This window comes from Citrobacter sp. RHB36-C18, from assembly GCF_013814485.1.
GTDB classification, from domain to species: domain Bacteria; phylum Pseudomonadota; class Gammaproteobacteria; order Enterobacterales; family Enterobacteriaceae; genus Citrobacter; species Citrobacter braakii.
Window position 1 is genome coordinate 3,247,225 of the sequence record NZ_CP057125.1, and the last position, 17,001, is coordinate 3,264,225.

17 protein-coding genes and 5 tRNA genes are annotated in these 17,001 nt (G+C 52.2%); 7 read left to right on the forward strand and 15 right to left on the reverse strand.

The window, feature by feature from the left end:
* The first annotated feature begins 77 nt into the window (after positions 1–77).
* The 5 genes from galE to gpmA all read left to right on the forward strand — a co-directional run bounded on the left by galE (position 78) and on the right by gpmA (position 5,321).
* Positions 78–1,094 (forward strand): UDP-glucose 4-epimerase GalE, encoded by a 1,017-nt coding sequence (gene galE, locus HVZ52_RS15615; protein WP_016152323.1) that lies wholly within the window; start codon positions 78–80, stop codon positions 1,092–1,094.
* Between the two features lie 9 nt (positions 1,095–1,103).
* Positions 1,104–2,150 (forward strand): galactose-1-phosphate uridylyltransferase, encoded by a 1,047-nt coding sequence (gene galT / locus HVZ52_RS15620; protein ID WP_016156021.1) that lies wholly within the window; start codon positions 1,104–1,106, stop codon positions 2,148–2,150.
* A 3-nt stretch (positions 2,151–2,153) separates the two neighbouring features.
* Positions 2,154–3,302 (forward strand): galactokinase, encoded by a 1,149-nt coding sequence (galK, locus tag HVZ52_RS15625; protein ID WP_047359465.1) that lies wholly within the window; start codon positions 2,154–2,156, stop codon positions 3,300–3,302.
* Complete coding sequence (gene galM, locus HVZ52_RS15630; protein ID WP_019076309.1) at positions 3,296–4,336, forward strand: galactose-1-epimerase; 1,041 nt, start codon at positions 3,296–3,298, stop codon at positions 4,334–4,336. Before galK ends, galM begins: the two co-directional genes overlap by 7 nt.
* Before the next feature lie 232 nt (positions 4,337–4,568).
* A complete protein-coding gene (gpmA, locus tag HVZ52_RS15635; protein WP_003022999.1) occupies positions 4,569–5,321 on the forward strand; it encodes a 2,3-diphosphoglycerate-dependent phosphoglycerate mutase in 753 nt (250 codons plus the stop codon).
* A 154-nt stretch (positions 5,322–5,475) separates the two neighbouring features.
* Here gpmA and aroG read toward each other — a convergent pair whose 3' ends face one another.
* Complete coding sequence (gene aroG / locus HVZ52_RS15640; protein WP_016152319.1) at positions 5,476–6,528, reverse strand: 3-deoxy-7-phosphoheptulonate synthase AroG; 1,053 nt, start codon at positions 6,526–6,528, stop codon at positions 5,476–5,478.
* Positions 6,529–6,845: 317 nt separating this feature from the next.
* Between aroG and HVZ52_RS15645 the strand changes: the two genes are divergently transcribed.
* Both HVZ52_RS15645 and zitB read left to right on the forward strand, forming a co-directional pair.
* A complete protein-coding gene (locus HVZ52_RS15645) occupies positions 6,846–7,220 on the forward strand; it encodes a YbgS-like family protein (protein ID WP_016156018.1) in 375 nt (124 codons plus the stop codon).
* A 113-nt stretch (positions 7,221–7,333) separates the two neighbouring features.
* Entirely contained in the window at positions 7,334–8,275 is a 942-nt protein-coding gene (zitB, locus tag HVZ52_RS15650; protein WP_019076308.1) for a CDF family zinc transporter ZitB, read from the forward strand.
* On the opposite strand, the gene pnuC is transcribed toward zitB, so the two are convergent.
* The 14 genes from pnuC to ybgC all read right to left on the reverse strand — a co-directional run bounded on the left by pnuC (position 8,272) and on the right by ybgC (position 16,704).
* Positions 8,272–8,991: a nicotinamide riboside transporter PnuC gene (pnuC, locus tag HVZ52_RS15655; RefSeq protein ID WP_016152316.1), complete on the reverse strand. Its 720-nt coding sequence runs from the start codon at positions 8,989–8,991 to the stop codon at positions 8,272–8,274. The genes zitB and pnuC overlap by 4 nt on opposite strands.
* A gap of 27 nt (positions 8,992–9,018) precedes the next feature.
* Complete coding sequence (gene nadA / locus HVZ52_RS15660) at positions 9,019–10,062, reverse strand: quinolinate synthase NadA (RefSeq protein WP_181598441.1); 1,044 nt, start codon at positions 10,060–10,062, stop codon at positions 9,019–9,021.
* 269 nt (positions 10,063–10,331) lie between these two features.
* Positions 10,332–10,407: transfer RNA gene (locus HVZ52_RS15665), tRNA-Lys, on the reverse strand.
* 32 nt (positions 10,408–10,439) lie between these two features.
* Positions 10,440–10,515, reverse strand: a tRNA-Lys gene (locus HVZ52_RS15670).
* A gap of 148 nt (positions 10,516–10,663) precedes the next feature.
* Positions 10,664–10,739 (reverse strand) — tRNA-Lys (locus HVZ52_RS15675).
* A gap of 3 nt (positions 10,740–10,742) precedes the next feature.
* Positions 10,743–10,818, reverse strand: a tRNA-Val gene (locus HVZ52_RS15680).
* A gap of 26 nt (positions 10,819–10,844) precedes the next feature.
* Positions 10,845–10,920 (reverse strand) — tRNA-Lys (locus tag HVZ52_RS15685).
* A gap of 166 nt (positions 10,921–11,086) precedes the next feature.
* Positions 11,087–11,875, reverse strand: coding sequence for a cell division protein CpoB (cpoB, locus tag HVZ52_RS15690; protein ID WP_016156016.1), 789 nt, complete (start codon positions 11,873–11,875; stop codon positions 11,087–11,089).
* Positions 11,876–11,884: 9 nt separating this feature from the next.
* Complete coding sequence (pal, locus tag HVZ52_RS15695; protein ID WP_003022983.1) at positions 11,885–12,403, reverse strand: peptidoglycan-associated lipoprotein Pal; 519 nt, start codon at positions 12,401–12,403, stop codon at positions 11,885–11,887.
* Positions 12,404–12,437: 34 nt separating this feature from the next.
* Positions 12,438–13,730 (reverse strand): Tol-Pal system beta propeller repeat protein TolB, encoded by a 1,293-nt coding sequence (tolB, locus tag HVZ52_RS15700; RefSeq protein WP_003022981.1) that lies wholly within the window; start codon positions 13,728–13,730, stop codon positions 12,438–12,440.
* Positions 13,731–13,857: 127 nt separating this feature from the next.
* Entirely contained in the window at positions 13,858–15,114 is a 1,257-nt protein-coding gene (tolA, locus tag HVZ52_RS15705) for a cell envelope integrity protein TolA (protein WP_016152313.1), read from the reverse strand.
* Between the two features lie 64 nt (positions 15,115–15,178).
* On the reverse strand, positions 15,179–15,607 hold the full coding sequence (gene tolR / locus HVZ52_RS15710) for a colicin uptake protein TolR (RefSeq protein ID WP_003022978.1): 429 nt from the start codon (positions 15,605–15,607) through the stop codon (positions 15,179–15,181).
* A gap of 3 nt (positions 15,608–15,610) precedes the next feature.
* Positions 15,611–16,303 carry a Tol-Pal system protein TolQ gene (tolQ, locus tag HVZ52_RS15715; RefSeq protein WP_016152312.1) on the reverse strand — a complete coding sequence of 231 codons (693 nt, stop codon included), beginning with the start codon at positions 16,301–16,303 and terminating at the stop codon, positions 15,611–15,613.
* A complete protein-coding gene (gene ybgC / locus HVZ52_RS15720; RefSeq protein ID WP_003831439.1) occupies positions 16,300–16,704 on the reverse strand; it encodes a tol-pal system-associated acyl-CoA thioesterase in 405 nt (134 codons plus the stop codon). The genes tolQ and ybgC overlap by 4 nt, the downstream gene beginning before the upstream one ends.
* Between the last annotated feature and the right edge of the window lie 297 nt (positions 16,705–17,001).

Genomic DNA, 17,001 nt, shown 5'->3' on the forward strand with positions numbered 1-17,001 from the left:
AATTTATTCCATGTCACACTTTTCGTATCTTTGTTATGCTATGGTTATTGCATACCATAGGCTTAACGGAGCGAATTATGAGAGTATTGGTTACAGGTGGTAGCGGTTACATTGGAAGCCACACTTGCGTGCAGTTGTTGAAAAACGGTCACGAGGTGGTGATCCTGGACAATCTCTGCAACAGCAAACGCAGCGTTTTGCCCGTCATTGAGCGTTTAGGTGGCAAGCAGCCGACCTTCGTGGAAGGGGATATCCGTAACGAAGCGCTGATAACCGAGATTCTGCACGATCATGCCATTGACACGGTCATCCATTTTGCGGGTTTAAAAGCCGTTGGAGAATCGGTTGCCAAGCCGTTGGAGTACTATGACAACAACGTCAATGGCACCCTGCGTCTGGTGAATGCAATGCGCGCAGCCAACGTGAAAAACTTCATTTTTAGTTCCTCCGCGACCGTCTATGGCGATCAGCCACAAATTCCTTACGTTGAAAGCTTCCCTACCGGCACGCCGCAAAGTCCGTACGGCAAAAGCAAGCTGATGGTAGAACAAATCCTGACCGACCTGCAAAAAGCACACCCCGACTGGAGTATCGCCTTACTGCGCTACTTTAACCCGGTTGGTGCTCATCCGTCGGGCGATATGGGGGAAGATCCGCAAGGTATTCCCAACAACCTGATGCCTTACATCGCACAAGTTGCCGTGGGCCGCCGCGAGTCCCTTGCCATATTTGGCAACGACTACCCAACTGAAGATGGCACCGGCGTTCGCGACTACATCCACGTGATGGATCTCGCCGACGGCCACGTCGTCGCGATGGAAAAACTGGCGGGCAAACAGGGTGTGCATATTTACAACCTCGGAGCAGGCATCGGCAGCAGCGTACTGGACGTGGTCAACGCCTTCAGCAAAGCCTGCGGTAAACCCATTAATTACCATTTCGCCCCGCGCCGTGACGGCGATCTTCCGGCTTACTGGGCAGATGCCAGCAAAGCCGATCGCGAGCTCAACTGGCGCGTGACCCGCACACTGGATGAAATGGCACAAGACACCTGGCACTGGCAGTCACGCCACCCGCAAGGATATTCGGATTAAGGACCAATCATGACGCAATTCAATCCTGTCGATCATCCACATCGCCGTTTTAACCCGCTCACCGGGCAGTGGATCCTCGTATCACCGCATCGCGCCAAACGCCCGTGGCAAGGAGCGCAGGAAACCCCGTCTAAGCAGGTACTGCCTGCACATGACCCGGACTGTTTCCTGTGTGCTGGCAATACGCGCGTTACCGGTGATGTAAATCCGGATTACACCGGGACCTATGTTTTTACCAATGATTTTGCGGCGCTGATGTCCGATACCCCGGACGCGCCGGACAGTCACGATCCGTTGATGCGTTGCCAGAGCGCGCGCGGTACCAGCCGCGTAATTTGCTTCTCCCCCGATCACAGCAAAACGCTGCCAGAACTCAGCGTCCCTGCGCTGACAGAAATCGTAAAAACGTGGCAGGAGCAGACCGAAGACTTAGGGAAAACCTATCCCTGGGTGCAGGTATTTGAGAATAAAGGCGCGGCGATGGGGTGCTCGAACCCGCACCCGCACGGTCAAATTTGGGCCAACAGCTTTTTGCCCAACGAAGCTGAACGTGAAAATCGCCTACAGAAAGCATACTTCGCCGAACAGGGCGCGCCGATGCTCGTTGATTACGTCCAACGTGAACTGGCAGACGGCAGCCGTACGGTCGTTGAAACTGAGCACTGGCTGGCGGTTGTCCCTTACTGGGCCGCGTGGCCGTTCGAAACGCTGCTGCTGCCGAAAGCGCATGTGCTGCGTATTACCGATTTGACCAACGAGCAGCGTGCTGACCTGGCGCTGGCGTTGAAAAAACTGACCAGTCGTTACGACAACCTGTTCCAGTGCTCATTCCCCTACTCCATGGGCTGGCACGGCGCGCCGTTTAACGGTGAAGAAAACGAACACTGGCAGTTGCACGCGCACTTTTACCCGCCGCTGCTGCGTTCCGCGACCGTGCGTAAATTTATGGTCGGTTATGAAATGCTGGCAGAAACCCAGCGAGATCTGACCGCAGAACAAGCGGCTGAGCGACTGCGTGCGGTCAGCGACATCCATTTTCGCGAATCCGGAGTGTAAATAATGAGTCTGAAAGAAAAAACACAATCTCTGTTTACAGAAACGTTTGGCTACCCTGCCACCCATACTATTCAGGCACCGGGTCGTGTAAACCTGATCGGCGAACATACCGATTATAACGACGGCTTCGTTTTGCCCTGCGCCATCGACTATCAAACCGTCATCAGTTGCGCGGCGCGCGACGATCGAAAAGTACGCGTCATCGCCGCTGATTACGACAATCAGGTTGATGAGTTCTCTCTCGATGCGCCGATTATCGCCCACGATAGCCAGCAGTGGTCAAACTACGTGCGTGGCGTGGTAAAACATCTGCAAAAGCGCAATAACGCCTTTGGCGGCGCGGATCTGGTGATCAGCGGTAACGTCCCGCAGGGTGCTGGCTTAAGCTCTTCTGCCTCACTGGAAGTCGCTGTTGGTACGGTATTCCAGCAGCTCTATCATCTGCCGCTCGACGGCGCGCAGATTGCCCTGAATGGCCAGGAAGCTGAAAACCAGTTTGTCGGTTGTAACTGCGGCATCATGGATCAGCTGATCTCCGCACTTGGCAAGAAAGATCATGCGCTGCTGATCGACTGCCGTACGCTGGGCACCAAAGCCGTTTCTATGCCTGAGGGTGTAGCGGTGGTGATCATCAACAGCAACTTTAAACGCACGCTGGTCGGTAGCGAATACAACACCCGTCGCGAACAGTGTGAAACCGGCGCGCGTTTCTTCCAGCAGCCAGCGCTGCGTGATGTCAGCCTCGAAGCGTTTAACGCTGTCGCTCACGAGCTGGATCCGATTGTCGCCAAACGCGTGCGCCACGTCATCACGGAAAATGCGCGTACCGTTGAAGCTGCACAGGCACTGGAAAAAGGCGACCTGCTGCGCATGGGCCAATTGATGGCGGAATCTCACGCCTCAATGCGCGATGACTTTGAAATCACGGTGCCGCAAATTGATACGCTGGTAGAGATTGTCAAAGCGACCATCGGTGATAAAGGCGGTGTGCGTATGACCGGCGGCGGCTTCGGCGGCTGCATCGTGGCGCTGATCCCACAAGATTTGGTTCCTGCCGTACAGCAGGCTGTCGCCGCACAGTACGAGGCAAAAACCGGTATTAAAGAAACATTCTACGTCTGCAAACCTTCACAAGGAGCCGGACAATGTTAAACGAAATCCCCGTGCAGGCTCCGGACGGTCAACCGTTTCGCCTGCTCACCCTGCGCAATGACGCAGGGATGGTAGTCACGCTCATGGACTGGGGGGCTACCCTGCTCTCTGCGCGTATTCCGCTTAGCGATGGTAGCGTGCGCGAAGCATTACTCGGCTGCGCCAGTCCGGAACAATACCCGGAACAGGCTGCATTTCTGGGGGCTTCGATTGGCCGCTACGCGAACCGTATCGCCAACAGCCGCTATACCTTTGCTGGCGAAACCGTTGAATTACTGCCGAGTCAGGGCAATAACCAACTGCACGGCGGACCAGACGGTTTCGACAAACGTCGCTGGCAGATAGTCAATCAGAATGACCGTCAGGTGCTGTTCGCCTTAACGTCTGACGATGGCGATCAGGGCTTCCCAGGCCATCTTTGCGCCACCGCGCAGTATCGCCTGACTGATGATAATCGTATTTCGATAACTTATCGTGCCACGGTCGATAAACCCTGCCCGGTGAATCTGACAAATCACGTCTATTTTAACCTCGACGGCGATAAAACGGATGTGCGCCAGCATAAGCTGCAAATTCTGGCGGACGAGTACTTACCGGTTGACGAAATGGGTATCCCGCATGATGGACTGAAATCCGTCGCCGGTAGCACGTTCGATTTCCGCACCCCTAAAATCATCAGTAGTGAATTTCTGGCCGATGACGATCAGCGCAAGGTGAAAGGTTACGATCACGCCTTCCTGCTTCAGGCACAGGGCAACGCGCGTACGCCGGTCGCTCAGTTGTGGTCACAGGATGAAAAACTGCAGATGGTGGTCTACACCTCGGCCCCGGCATTGCAGTTTTACTCCGGTAACTTCCTCGGTGGTACGCCTTCCCGCGGGCCAGAGGCCTACGAAGACTGGCAAGGCCTGGCGCTGGAAAGTGAATTTCTGCCGGACAGCCCGAACCACCCTGAGTGGCCACAGGCGGATTGCTTCCTGCGTCCGGGTGAAGAGTATGCCAGCGTGACGGAATATCAGTTTATTCCAGCTTGATCGTTTCCCCTCCCAGGCCCGATGACGTATCTTTTCGGGCCTGGTGCTTGTTAATCACAGTAGAACCGCTCAAATCCCCACCACTCAAAGACAAAATCGCAACCTTGAGTTCACAAGAACCTTACACTGTAGCGCTATTTTCGCTATGGTTATGCGTAAGCATTGCCGCTTACACATTACGGCAATATAATGAGAATTATTATCATTCGATATGATTTATAGGAGTGAATGTATGGCTGTAACTAAGCTGGTTCTGGTACGTCACGGTGAAAGTCAGTGGAACAACGAAAACCGTTTTACCGGTTGGTATGATGTTGATCTGTCCGAGAAAGGCGTGGGCGAAGCAAAAGCGGCAGGAAAACTGCTGAAAGAGGAAGGCTACAGCTTTGATTTTGCTTATACCTCCGTGCTGAAACGTGCCATCCACACCCTGTGGAACGTACTGGACGAACTGGATCAGGCCTGGCTGCCGGTTGAGAAATCCTGGAAACTGAACGAACGCCATTACGGTGCGCTGCAGGGTTTGAACAAAGCAGAAACCGCTGAAAAATACGGTGATGAGCAGGTTAAGCAGTGGCGTCGCGGCTTTGCGGTTACCCCGCCGGAACTGACCAAAGACGACGAGCGTTATCCGGGTCACGATCCGCGTTATGCGAAGCTGACCGACAAAGAGTTACCGGTTACCGAAAGCCTGGCGCTGACCATCGATCGCGTTATCCCTTACTGGAATGAAACCATTCTGCCGCGCATGAAAAGCGGTGAGCGCGTAATTATCGCCGCTCACGGTAACTCTCTGCGTGCGCTGGTTAAATACCTGGATAACATGGGCGAAGATGAGATCCTTGAACTGAACATCCCGACCGGCGTACCGCTGGTGTATGAGTTCGACGAAAACTTCAAGCCGATCAAACACTACTATCTGGGTAACGCTGACGAAATCGCAGCAAAAGCGGCGGCCGTAGCGAACCAGGGTAAAGCGAAGTAATTTTCGCGGTAAGTTGAAGACAAAGCGTGGATTTCTCCACGCTTTTTTATTTCGGCCCTACCAGAAAATGTAGGCCAAATAAGGCATCGCCCCATCCGGCAGTCTGCACCGGAATGCCTGATGGCGCTACGCTTCTCAGGCCTATGGGACTTGGTTAACCGCGACGCGCTTTTACCGCATCCGCCAGTTGACGCAACACCGCATCGGTATCTTCCCAACCAATGCAGGCGTCGGTGATGCTCTTACCGTAGGTCAGCGGCTCACCGCTATCCGGATTCTGATTACCTTCCACCAAATGGCTTTCGATCATCACGCCAATAATTGCTTTTTCGCCACCGGCGACTTGTCCGCAAACATCTTTCGCAACATCCATCTGCTTTTTGAACTGCTTGCTGGAGTTGGCATGGCTGAAGTCGATCATCACTTGCGCAGAGAGTCCTGCTTTGACCAGACCTTCTTTCACGTCCGCAACGTGCTGAGCGCTGTAGTTCGGCTCTTTGCCACCGCGCAGAATGATATGGCAATCGCCATTACCACTGGTATTCACGATCGCTGAATGACCCCATTTGGTGACAGACAGGAAGCAGTGCGGTGCCCCTGCAGCGTTTATTGCATCAATCGCCACTTTGATGGTGCCATCGGTACCGTTTTTAAAACCAACCGGGCAGGACAGACCCGAGGCCAGCTCGCGGTGCACCTGAGATTCTGTTGTACGTGCCCCAATCGCGCCCCAGCTCATCAGATCGGCGAGATATTGTGGGGTGATCATATCGAGGAATTCACCCGCAGTCGGCAATCCGCTGTCGTTGATATCCAGCAGCAGTTTACGCGCAATGCGCAGCCCATCATTGATCTGGAAGCTGTTGTCCATGTGCGGGTCGTTGATAAGCCCTTTCCAGCCAACGGTGGTACGCGGTTTTTCAAAATAGACGCGCATGACGATTTCAAGCTCACCTTTTAACGCTTCGCGCAGCGCCAGCAGACGAGTGGCATACTCTTTGGCAGCTGCCGGATCATGAATAGAGCACGGCCCAATCACCACCAGAAGGCGATCGTCGCTCCCTTTCAGAATTTTATGAATCGCCTTACGGGCATGAGCCACCGTATTGGCGGCATTTTCAGTAGCGGGGAATTTTTCCAGCAGTGCGACTGGTGGTAATAACTCGTTGATCTCTTTAATGCGTAAATCGTCGTTCTGATAATTCATGATTATTCCAGCGTTGCCATACTTATATAAATGAATGCAATCCCTCCAATCTATATCTTCAATCATAAAGTGTAAACGGGGTTTTACACTTTGGACGGATTAATCCTGGAATTGGCCAAAAAAACGCAATAAAGTAGCGAAAAACGAGATCCAAACTACAATTTCTAACTGTAACAGCTTTAATTTTCATAGATTTCAAGATTCTATGCTGGTTTTAATTTCCATAGCAAAACGATTAACCACATATTAATGATGTAACTGGCACATGCACTGTTGGAAGACGTTATCCGACATATCGACCTTAACAGGAGCATATTATGCATATGACAAAGCTGGCTTCACTCTTCCTTACCGCTACACTCAGCCTCGCCAGCGGCGCGGCACTGGCTGCTGAAAGCAACGCGCAGTCCAATAACGGTCAGGCAAATTCCTCGGCTGATGCAGGACAAATCGCCCCAGACGCCCGCGAAAACGTGGCGCCAAATAATGTCGACAACAGTAACGTGAATTCAGGTGGCACAATGCTGCACCCGGACGGTTCATCAATGAACCATGAAGGGATGACCAAAGATGAGATGCACAAAAACACGATGTGTAAGGACGGTCGCTGCCCTGATGTGAATAAGAAGGTTGAGACCGGAAACGGCATCAACAATGATGTTGACACAAAAACTGATGGCACCACGCAGTAACGCTGAAATTAAAGCTAATAACGGGAGAGCAATAGCTCTCCTTTTTAATTTTATCATCCCAAAAACGGTATGATGGCATACAGTAAAGATGAGAATAACAAAGGGATGGCATAATGGCGCACGCACATACTCATACTTCCTCTGAGCAACCCAAGGACAATAATGCCCGCCGACTGATGTTCGCATTCTGCATTACAGCCGGATTTATGTTGGTTGAAGTGGTGGGTGGAATACTTTCTGGTTCACTGGCCTTGCTGGCCGACGCCGGGCATATGCTCACGGATGCTGCGGCGCTGCTTTTCGCGCTGCTGGCCGTCCGGTTTTCCCGTCGCCCGCCCACAATACGACACACCTTCGGCTGGCTGAGGCTCACGACGCTGGCCGCATTTGTTAATGCCATCGCATTGGTCGTTATCACCATTTTAATCGTCTGGGAGGCGATTGAGCGCTTCCAGACACCTCGCCCCGTGGCTGGCGGCATGATGATGGTTATTGCTGTCGCGGGTCTACTGGCCAACGTGCTCGCTTTTTGGGTTTTACATCGCGGCAGTGAAGAGAAAAATTTGAACGTCCGCGCCGCGGCGCTGCATGTGATGGGTGATTTACTTGGCTCGGTCGGGGCAATCATCGCTGCGCTGATTATTATCTGGACGGGCTGGACACCCGCGGACCCAATTCTCTCGATTCTGGTTTCCGTACTGGTGCTGCGTAGCGCCTGGCGATTGCTAAAAGATAGCGTTAATGAATTACTGGAAGGTGCCCCGCTGACGCTGGATATCGCCGCACTGCAGCGCCATCTCAGCCGGGATATTCCTGAAGTCCGCAACGTTCACCATGTCCATGTCTGGATGGTGGGCGAAAAACCGGTAATGACGCTGCATGTTCAGGTGATCCCGCCACACGATCACGATGCGTTGCTGGAGCGTATTCAGCATTTCCTTATCCATCACTACCAGATTGAACACGCCACAATCCAGATGGAGTATCAGCCGTGCAATGGGCCGGACTGTCACCTGTATCAGGGCGTGTCCGGCCATTCACATCATCACCATTAATGAGAAAGCGCGTGGGAACCCCGCTCACGCGCGCTGTTAATCCACATCCTGCTACCGTTCAGGGCGATAACCGTCAGGATCATATATTCCAGCGACATGGCATATACGCCTTGCAGGGCAAAGATCACCACGCTAATGACGTTAATGATCACCCACAGCAGCCAGTTTTCAACGTATTTGCGCGTCATCAGGATCATCGCCGCAATCGACAGCACCATCATGCAGGAGTCCCAGAACGGGAATGCATCGGGTTGTAGTTCAGGCACAACAACCTGTAATCCCAATGCCTGCATAATATTCACTGCAATGCCTGTCAGGAACGCAAAGACCGGATCGATATAGATCGACATCAGGCCGATCGCCACCACGCAAGCCGCCAGCCAGCCGATCGCTTTTGGAAGCGGTAGCCAGCGAATTTTCAGTTCCGCTTCATGCTGGTTGGTTTGCCGGGACCAGGCATACCAGCCGTAGATATTTGCGGCAAAGAAGAAAACTTGCAGTAACAAGCTGGCATAGAGCTGGATCTGAAAGAAGATAATTGCAAACAGCGTGACGTTTATCAGACCGAAGAAGTAATTGCTGATTTTCTCAAGGCTCGCCAGGCCAATACACAGCAACCCGGCGATCGTCCCCACGGCTTCGATCCACGACAAATCGTAACCACCCGCGCCAATCGGAATATGTACCAGAATGTTCTGCGTGCTAAAAAAGTCCATCTTTTCCCCCAGAGCAAAAATAAATAATTACGCTCGAAGTGTAGCCGCAAATTCCAACATACGGTTTAACGGCAACAGCGCCCCTTCTCTCAGCGAGTCCTCAACATGTATCTCATGAGCCGCGCCGCCATGTTCCAGGCCCTCAGCAATCGCTTTCAGGCCATTCATCGCCATCCACGGACAATGCGCACAGCTGCGACAGGTTGCCCCCTCGCCAGCCGTCGGAGCTTCAAGCAGCTCTTTATCCGGAACGGCCTGCTGCATTTTGTAAAAAATGCCCCGGTCAGTCGCCACAATCAACTGCTTATGCGGTAACGATTTAGCCGCGTTGATGAGCTGGCTGGTTGAGCCAACCGCATCTGCCATATCAACGATAGACTGAGGGGACTCCGGGTGCACCAGCACCGCGGCATCAGGGTAAAGCCCTTTCATGCGTGTTAAAGCCTGGGTTTTAAACTCGTCGTGGACGATACAGGCCCCCTGCCAACAGAGCACGTCTGCGCCGGTCTGTTTTTGCACGTAGTTGCCCAGATGTCTGTCCGGAGCCCAGATGATTTTTTCACCTAAACTATCAAGATGTTCAATAAGTTCAACCGCGATACTGGAAGTCACGACCCAGTCCGCACGTGCTTTAACGGCAGCAGAGGTATTGGCGTAAACCACCACGGTACGATCCGGATGCGCGTCGCAAAATGCGCTGAACGCGTCAATCGGACAGCCCAGATCTAATGAACATTCCGCCTGTAAGGTCGGCATCAGTATGGTCTTTTCCGGGCTGAGAATTTTGGCAGTTTCTCCCATAAACCTCACGCCCGCAACCAGCAGCGTAGAGGCAGAATGCTTTGCACCGAACCGCGCCATCTCCAGAGAATCAGAAATACAGCCCCCGGTCTCTTCCGCTAACTTCTGAATTTCAGGATCGGTGTAATAATGCGCGACCATAACGGCATCACGCTCTTTCAGCAGGCGCTTGATTTTTTCACGATAAAATTGCTTTTCATCCACACTTAGCGGTACTGGCTTCGGCGGAAACGGATAAATTGCTGCTTCTGGATCAAACATCACGCTCATCTTGCTTTCTCGTTTCACTGGCTTAACGAAATAACCGATTAAAAGCGTGACGCACGCCATATTCGGTTTGATTTGTTTTGTATGCTAAACAAGATAGCGGATTGGCGCAGAAAAGTCACAATAATTGCGTGTGATGAATGCCGGATGGCGTCTGACGTCTTATCCGGCCTACACGAGTAGTGTCGTCTGTAGGCTGATAAGCAAAGGACATCAGGCAATCTTATAAATCGCAGATAGCAAAAAGGCGCCTTTAGGGCGCCTTTTTACACTGGTGGGGCGTGCAGGATTCGAACCTGCGACCAATTGATTAAAAGTCAACTGCTCTACCAACTGAGCTAACGCCCCCGTATGGGGTTTACTGCTTCAATTATTCAGGATGGTGGGTCGTGCAGGATTCGAACCTGCGACCAATTGATTAAAAGTCAACTGCTCTACCAACTGAGCTAACGACCCGCTCGGATGTCACCTGAAAATTCTTTACTCGACACCAATATAAGAATTGGTGGGGCGTGCAGGATGACTCGACTTCGTCTCGCCCTAACGGGCCGTTGCTAAAGCAACGTTATCCTTCACGTTTAACACCTGAGTACAATGTTAAAGTTGGTGGGGCGTGCAGGATTCGAACCTGCGACCAATTGATTAAAAGTCAACTGCTCTACCAACTGAGCTAACGCCCCGAGTGGTGGGTGATGACGGGATCGAACCGCCGACCCCCTCCTTGTAAGGGAGGTGCTCTCCCAGCTGAGCTAATCACCCGATACTACGCTGGATACTGCATTAAGTGGTGGGGCGTGCAGGATTCGAACCTGCGACCAATTGATTAAAAGTCAACTGCTCTACCAACTGAGCTAACGCCCCACTTTTTTTCGCCGCTTTCGGGCTGTTTGATATCCCTTGGCAACGGCGGCATATATTACTGATTTCAGATTTTAGCGCAACAAAAATTTCGATGTAAATAACTCAACTGCTTAGGAATCACACGACACGACCAGAAATAACACGATTTCTGGTCGCATGGTGGTCATTACATCGCGCCAAGGCGTTTTTGCGCTTGTTTCGCGCCATCAGTGCCAGGATATTTAGTGATAACCTGCTGATAAACTGCTTTAGCTTTTGCTGTGTCACCTTTGTCCTGCATGATGACGCCGACTTTATACATCGCGTCTGCAGCCTTAGGTGATTTTGGGAAGTTTTTAACTACCGAAGCAAAATAGAACGCAGCATCATCTTTTTTACCCTTGTTGTAATTCAACTGACCCAGCCAGTAATTCGCATTGGGCAGGTAAGTAGAGTCCGGGTACTTTTTGATGAAGTTCTGGAATGCTTCAATCGCGTCATCCTGGCGGGATTTATCCTGCACCAGAGCAATCGCTGCATTGTAATCGGTATTCGCATCGCCAGTTTGCACGGGAGCCCCTGACGTTGCTGCAGCTCCCGCATCAGGTGCAGGGGTTGCCGCCCCACTCTGATCGCCACCTGTAGACTGTGCCGCAGGCGCACTACCGCTGCCAAGATTATTCATCTGCAGCAATATCTGCTTCTGTCGCTCAACAACCTGATTCAGTTGATATTGATTTTCCTGAATTTGACCACGCAGGGAATCGATATCGGACTGATTATCGGAGAGTTGTTGCTGGAGTTGGGTTAAAAGCTGACTGTGAGCGTTAGAAATACGCTCGAGTTGAGTGACACGGTCTTCGACCGAGCCTGAGCCGACACTACTGATTGGCGCCTGTGCAAAAGCGGCCCAGGGGGCCGCTATGCCAACCAGTAACGACAGACTCAACAGGTGATGTCTGAAGTTACTGCTCATGCAATTCTCTTAGTAAACCAGTACGGCGCGACGGTTTTTGGCGTAAGCCGCTTCGTCATGACCCAGTACTGCAGGTTTTTCTTTACCGTAAGAAACGATGGAGATCTGGTCAGCAGAAACGCCTTTACCCTGCAGGTACATCTTAACGGCGTTCGCACGACGCTCACCCAGGGAGATGTTGTACTCAGGAGTACCACGTTCGTCCGCATGACCTTCTACGGTGACTTTGTAAGACGGGTTGCTACGCAGGAAGTTAGCGTGAGCATCCAGCATTGCAGCGAAGTCAGAACGGATATCGTACTTGTCCAGATCGAAGTAAACGATGTTGTTCTGCTGCAGCTGTTGCATCTGAAGACGCGCTTGCTCTTCAGAAGACATGTTGCCGCTGCCGTTTGCATCCATACCAGTGCCGGCACCCAGCATGCCTTCGCTGCCGTCATTGCTGGCGTTCTTGTTAGAAGAACACGCTGCAATAGCCATAACAGGCAGAGCAATCATCAGCCCTTTCAGCACTTTGTTCAGTTGCATTTCAATGATTCCTTTATTAATCAATTATTTATTATCACAGATACGGCGACCAGGCAGGGAATTTAACCTGACCATCAGTTGCCGGAAGACGCGCTTTGAAACGCCCATCTGTAGAAACCAAATTCAGCACGGATCCCATCCCCTGAGAAGAGCTGTAGATTACCATAGTGCCGTTAGGTGCCAGACTTGGCGTTTCATCCAGGAACGTTGACGACAGGACTTGTACGCCACCCGCTACCAGATCTTGTTTGGCAATGTGCTGCTGACCATTGGCTGAGCTTACCATTACCATAAACTTACCGTCGCTGCTCACATCCGCATCCTGGTTTTGCGAACCTTCCCAGGTAATACGCTGCGGAGCACCGCCGTTGACGTTAACTTTATATACCTGCGGACGACCGGCCTGGTCAGAGGTAAAGGCCAGGTTTTGGCTGTCCGGGAACCAGGTAGGTTCCGTGTTGTTGCTGCGACCATCCGTCACCTGACGGATCTGACCGGAACCAATGTCCATGACATACAGGTTCAGACTACCGGTTTTAGACAGGGCAAACGCCAGTTTGCTGCCATCCGGAGAAAACGCAGGTGCACCGTTGTGACGTGGGAACGACGCTACCTGACGAACCGCGCCATTAGACAACGTCTGAATAACCAGCGCAGAACGACCGCTTTCGAAAGTGACATATGCCAGCTTTGAACCGTCCGGAGACCATGCCGGAGACATCAGCGGCTGCGGAGAACGGTGTACCACGAACTGGTTGTAGCCATCGTAGTCGGATACACGTAATTCGTATGGGAACTGGCCGCCGTTCGTCTGAACAACATAAGCGATACGGGTACGGAATGCACCTTTAATACCGGTCAGTTTTTCAAACACTTCGTCACTTGCAGTATGGCCCGCGTAACGCAACCACTGCTTGTTCACTTTATAGGTGTTCTGTGCCAGTACGGTACCCGGTGCGCCACCGGTATCTACCAGTTGATAAGCAACGCTGTAGGAACCATCCGGATTTGGCGTAACCTGACCTACTACCACGGCATCAATACCCAGCGCAGACCATGCGGCAGGTTGAACTTCCTGTGCGGTACCCGGCTGCTGTGGCAGGCGAGAACGGTCTAACGGATTAAATTTACCGCTGTTACGCAGGTCAGCGCCTACGATACCACCGATATCTTCAGGTGCAGCACCCGGCCCTGCCCACTGGAATGGGACAACACCAATCGGGCGTGCCGAGTCCACCCCCTGGGTGATCTCGATACGTACTTCTGCGTGCAGCACCGCTGCCCACAGCATCAGAAAACCAAATGCTACTCGTAATGCCTGCTTCATCATATCTCCCTTATCTGGACGGAAAGCCCACGATAATTTAGCAGAATGTTAACAAACTCAAATACACAAAACTACCAGAACGCTGTCTCAACCTTAGACCGTTTCCCCTGAATTCTCAGGGACGTTATTACAGTTTAAAGTCCAGCTTGGCATCTTTTACTTTTTCATAAACAGCCTGGCTAGGCGGTTTAGGAATTCTGGCTGTTTTCGCAGCCGTCAGCGCAGCCTGACACAATGCCGGATCTCCGCCCTCTTCGGTCACATCCAGTAACAGACCATCGGGTGCTAACTTGATATGTAATACGCAAGATTTACCCGCATACAAATCGGCACCATACAGACGGCTCTGGATCGCATTACGAATTTGAGATGCGTAAGCACTGATATCAGCGCCAGATGCACCGCCATTTGCACCACTTGTACCACTATCTTTCGCCGGTTGACCGTTTCCTTTCGCTCCACCACCCGATTTCGGTGCATTCTTACCGGAGCTTAAGTCGCCCAACAAGTCGTCAACGCCAGAGGCTGCAGCTGCTTTTTCGGCCGCAGCCTTTTTCGCAGCCGCCGCTTTATCTGCCGCAGCTTTCTTATCGGCAGCGGCTTTCTCGGCTGCAGCTTTTTTATCTGCTGCTGCTTTTTCCGCTGCGGCTTTCTTATCAGCCGCAGCCTTTTCAGCAGCGGCAGCTTTCGCGGCAGCGGCTTTTTCTGCTTTCTCTGCAGCAGCTTTCTCGGCTGCTGCTTGCTTAGCGGCTTCAGCCTGAGCTTTCTTCGCAGCGTCTGCGGCAGCCTTAGCAGCTTGTGCTTCGGCAATTTTCTTCGCATCAGCGGCGGCTTTAGCGGCTTCAGCCTCTGCTTTTTTCTGTGCGTCCGCAGCGGCTTTCTTCGCGGCATCTGCCGCTTGTTTCGCCTGAGCATCAGCTTTGGCCTTCGCGTCTGCAGCAGCCTTCGCCGCAGCTTCTTCAGCCTGTTTCTGTTGCTCTTGCGCTTTCGCGGCGGCGGCTTCGGCCTGTTTCTGCTGTTCCGCCTGTTCGCGCACTTTTTCCTGCGCGGCTAAACGTTCTTTTTCAAGTTGCTTCAGTCGCTCTTGCTCGGCCGCCTGCTTCTCGCGAAGTTCCTCAGCTTGCTGCTGCGCCTGTTTTTCACGCTGCTCTTCTGCACGTTTAGCACTTGCCTGCTGTTGCTGCTGCCTGTCGTACTGTTGCACAACGGCGCCAGGATCGACCATAACGGCGTCGATGGACGAACCGCCACCGCCGCCGGCTGAAGCATCAATGTGCTCATCGAACGAACTCCAGATCAGCGCTGCAAATAAAATGACATGCAGCACCGCTGAAATAATTATCGCCCTTTTGAGCTTGTCGTTTTGTTCGGTTGCCTTTGACACTCTCGGTTCCCAAAAAACTGTTCGCCTGTTACGCGCTATCTTTCAAGCCAGCAAAACGCAGTCATCAGATTGGCTGCGTCATCAAGCCAACCGATTTTACGCCTGCACTGTGTAACAAGTTCAGCGCTTTAATTATTTCATCATAAGGCACGTCTTTCGCACCACCGATTAAAAAGACCGTTTTCGGATTGGTCTGCAGGCGACTTTTCGCTTCCGCGATAACCTGCTCCGGCGGCAGTTGATCCATACGATCTTTCTCAACGACCACGCTGTATTGCCCTATCCCGGAAACTTCAATAATGACCGGCGGTTCGTCGTTACTGCTGACAGCTTGCGATTCGGTCGCATCCGGCAGGTCGACTTCCACACTCTGCGTAATAATCGGCGCGGTTGCCATAAAGATCAGCAACAGCACCAGTAGTACGTCGAGCAGCGGTACAATATTGATTTCGGACTTGAGTTCGCGACGACCTCGTCCACGCGTTCTGGCCATGGCTTACCCCTTGTTGCTCTCGCTAACGGTAAACGCCTGGCGGTGCAGAATCGCGGTGAACTCTTCCATAAAGTTGTCGTAATTCAGTTCCAGCTTGTTCACGCGCTGATTCAGTCGGTTGTAAGCCATAACCGCCGGGATTGCCGCAAACAGACCGATAGCCGTTGCAATCAACGCCTCCGCGATACCCGGTGCGACCATTTGCAGCGTTGCCTGTTTTACCGCGCCTAACGCGATAAATGCGTGCATGATCCCCCAAACGGTACCGAAAAGGCCGATATACGGGCTGATAGAGCCGACGGTGCCGAGGAATGGAATATGCGTTTCCAGCGTTTCCAGTTCACGGTTCATCGAGATACGCATCGCACGGGATGCCCCCTCAACGACCGCTTCCGGCGCATGACTATTCGCTCGATGCAGACGCGCAAACTCTTTGAATCCGCTGTAGAAAATTTGTTCCGAGCCCACCAGGTTATCACGACGCCCCTGGCTTTCCTGATACAGGCGCGACAATTCAATGCCGGACCAGAACTTGTCTTCAAATGCTTCGGCTTCACGTGAAGCCGCATTAAGAATACGGGTCCGCTGGATAATAATGGCCCAGGATGCGATTGAGAAACCAATCAAAATCAACATGATAAGTTTAACCAGAAGGCTTGCCTTCAGGAACAAATCAAGGATATTCATGTCAGTCACTGCTTAAACTCCGCGACAATAGACTTGGGAAGCGCACGAGGCTTCATTTTGAGTGGATCAACGCAAACAATCAGAACTTCGGCTTCATTCAGCACGGTGTTCTCTGCGTTGACAATGCGTTGCGTGAAAACCAATGAGGTGCCACGCATTGACGTAATTTCGGTTTGGACTTCGAGCATATCGTCGAGCCGGGCAGGCGCAAAATACTCCAGCGTCATCTTGCGCACCACAAAGGCTACACGTTCGGCCAACAGGACCTGCTGACTGAAGTGATGATGACGCAGCATTTCTGTGCGTGCTCTTTCGTAAAAAGCGACGTAGCTGGCGTGGTAAACCACCCCTCCGGCATCGGTGTCCTCATAGTAGACACGAACCGGCCATCGAAACATATACTTGTTCATTCTTACTGCCTCTTTGTTGGCTTCGCCCACTCACACCGGTCGCTTAACTTTGTAAGCGCCTGGTGACTCGCGTTCTTGCCGCCGCGATGCTTCAAGAATGTCGTTGTATATCGCGCTGTATTCACTTTACATCCCGGTAATGCAATTAAGTTGCGTCCTGATGGTCCAGTGTCGCCACCGCACACAACTCCAGGGCACAACCTTAGGTTAATGCTTTCAAACTTCGCTACTATACGCGCGGGAATGGTGGTTTGGAATGGGGGAAAGTAAACGGAGAGTAAAAATTTATGGGCTTAT

Excerpts from the sequence above, each read along its gene's own strand:
- galE (WP_016152323.1), top strand. The coding sequence starts at position 78 with ATGAGAGTATTGGTTACAGGTGGTAGCGGTTACATTGGAAGCCACACT.
- galT (WP_016156021.1), top strand. The coding sequence starts at position 1,104 with ATGACGCAATTCAATCCTGTCGATCATCCACATCGCCGTTTTAACCCG.
- galK (WP_047359465.1), top strand. The coding sequence starts at position 2,154 with ATGAGTCTGAAAGAAAAAACACAATCTCTGTTTACAGAAACGTTTGGC.
- galM (WP_019076309.1), top strand. The coding sequence starts at position 3,296 with ATGTTAAACGAAATCCCCGTGCAGGCTCCGGACGGTCAACCGTTTCGC.
- gpmA (WP_003022999.1), top strand. The coding sequence starts at position 4,569 with ATGGCTGTAACTAAGCTGGTTCTGGTACGTCACGGTGAAAGTCAGTGG.
- aroG (WP_016152319.1), bottom strand. The coding sequence starts at position 6,528 with ATGAATTATCAGAACGACGATTTACGCATTAAAGAGATCAACGAGTTA.
- HVZ52_RS15645 (WP_016156018.1), top strand. The coding sequence starts at position 6,846 with ATGCATATGACAAAGCTGGCTTCACTCTTCCTTACCGCTACACTCAGC.
- zitB (WP_019076308.1), top strand. The coding sequence starts at position 7,334 with ATGGCGCACGCACATACTCATACTTCCTCTGAGCAACCCAAGGACAAT.
- pnuC (WP_016152316.1), bottom strand. The coding sequence starts at position 8,991 with ATGGACTTTTTTAGCACGCAGAACATTCTGGTACATATTCCGATTGGC.
- nadA (WP_181598441.1), bottom strand. The coding sequence starts at position 10,062 with ATGAGCGTGATGTTTGATCCAGAAGCAGCAATTTATCCGTTTCCGCCG.
- cpoB (WP_016156016.1), bottom strand. The coding sequence starts at position 11,875 with ATGAGCAGTAACTTCAGACATCACCTGTTGAGTCTGTCGTTACTGGTT.
- pal (WP_003022983.1), bottom strand. The coding sequence starts at position 12,403 with ATGCAACTGAACAAAGTGCTGAAAGGGCTGATGATTGCTCTGCCTGTT.
- tolB (WP_003022981.1), bottom strand. The coding sequence starts at position 13,730 with ATGAAGCAGGCATTACGAGTAGCATTTGGTTTTCTGATGCTGTGGGCA.
- tolR (WP_003022978.1), bottom strand. The coding sequence starts at position 15,607 with ATGGCCAGAACGCGTGGACGAGGTCGTCGCGAACTCAAGTCCGAAATC.
- ybgC (WP_003831439.1), bottom strand. The coding sequence starts at position 16,704 with ATGAACAAGTATATGTTTCGATGGCCGGTTCGTGTCTACTATGAGGAC.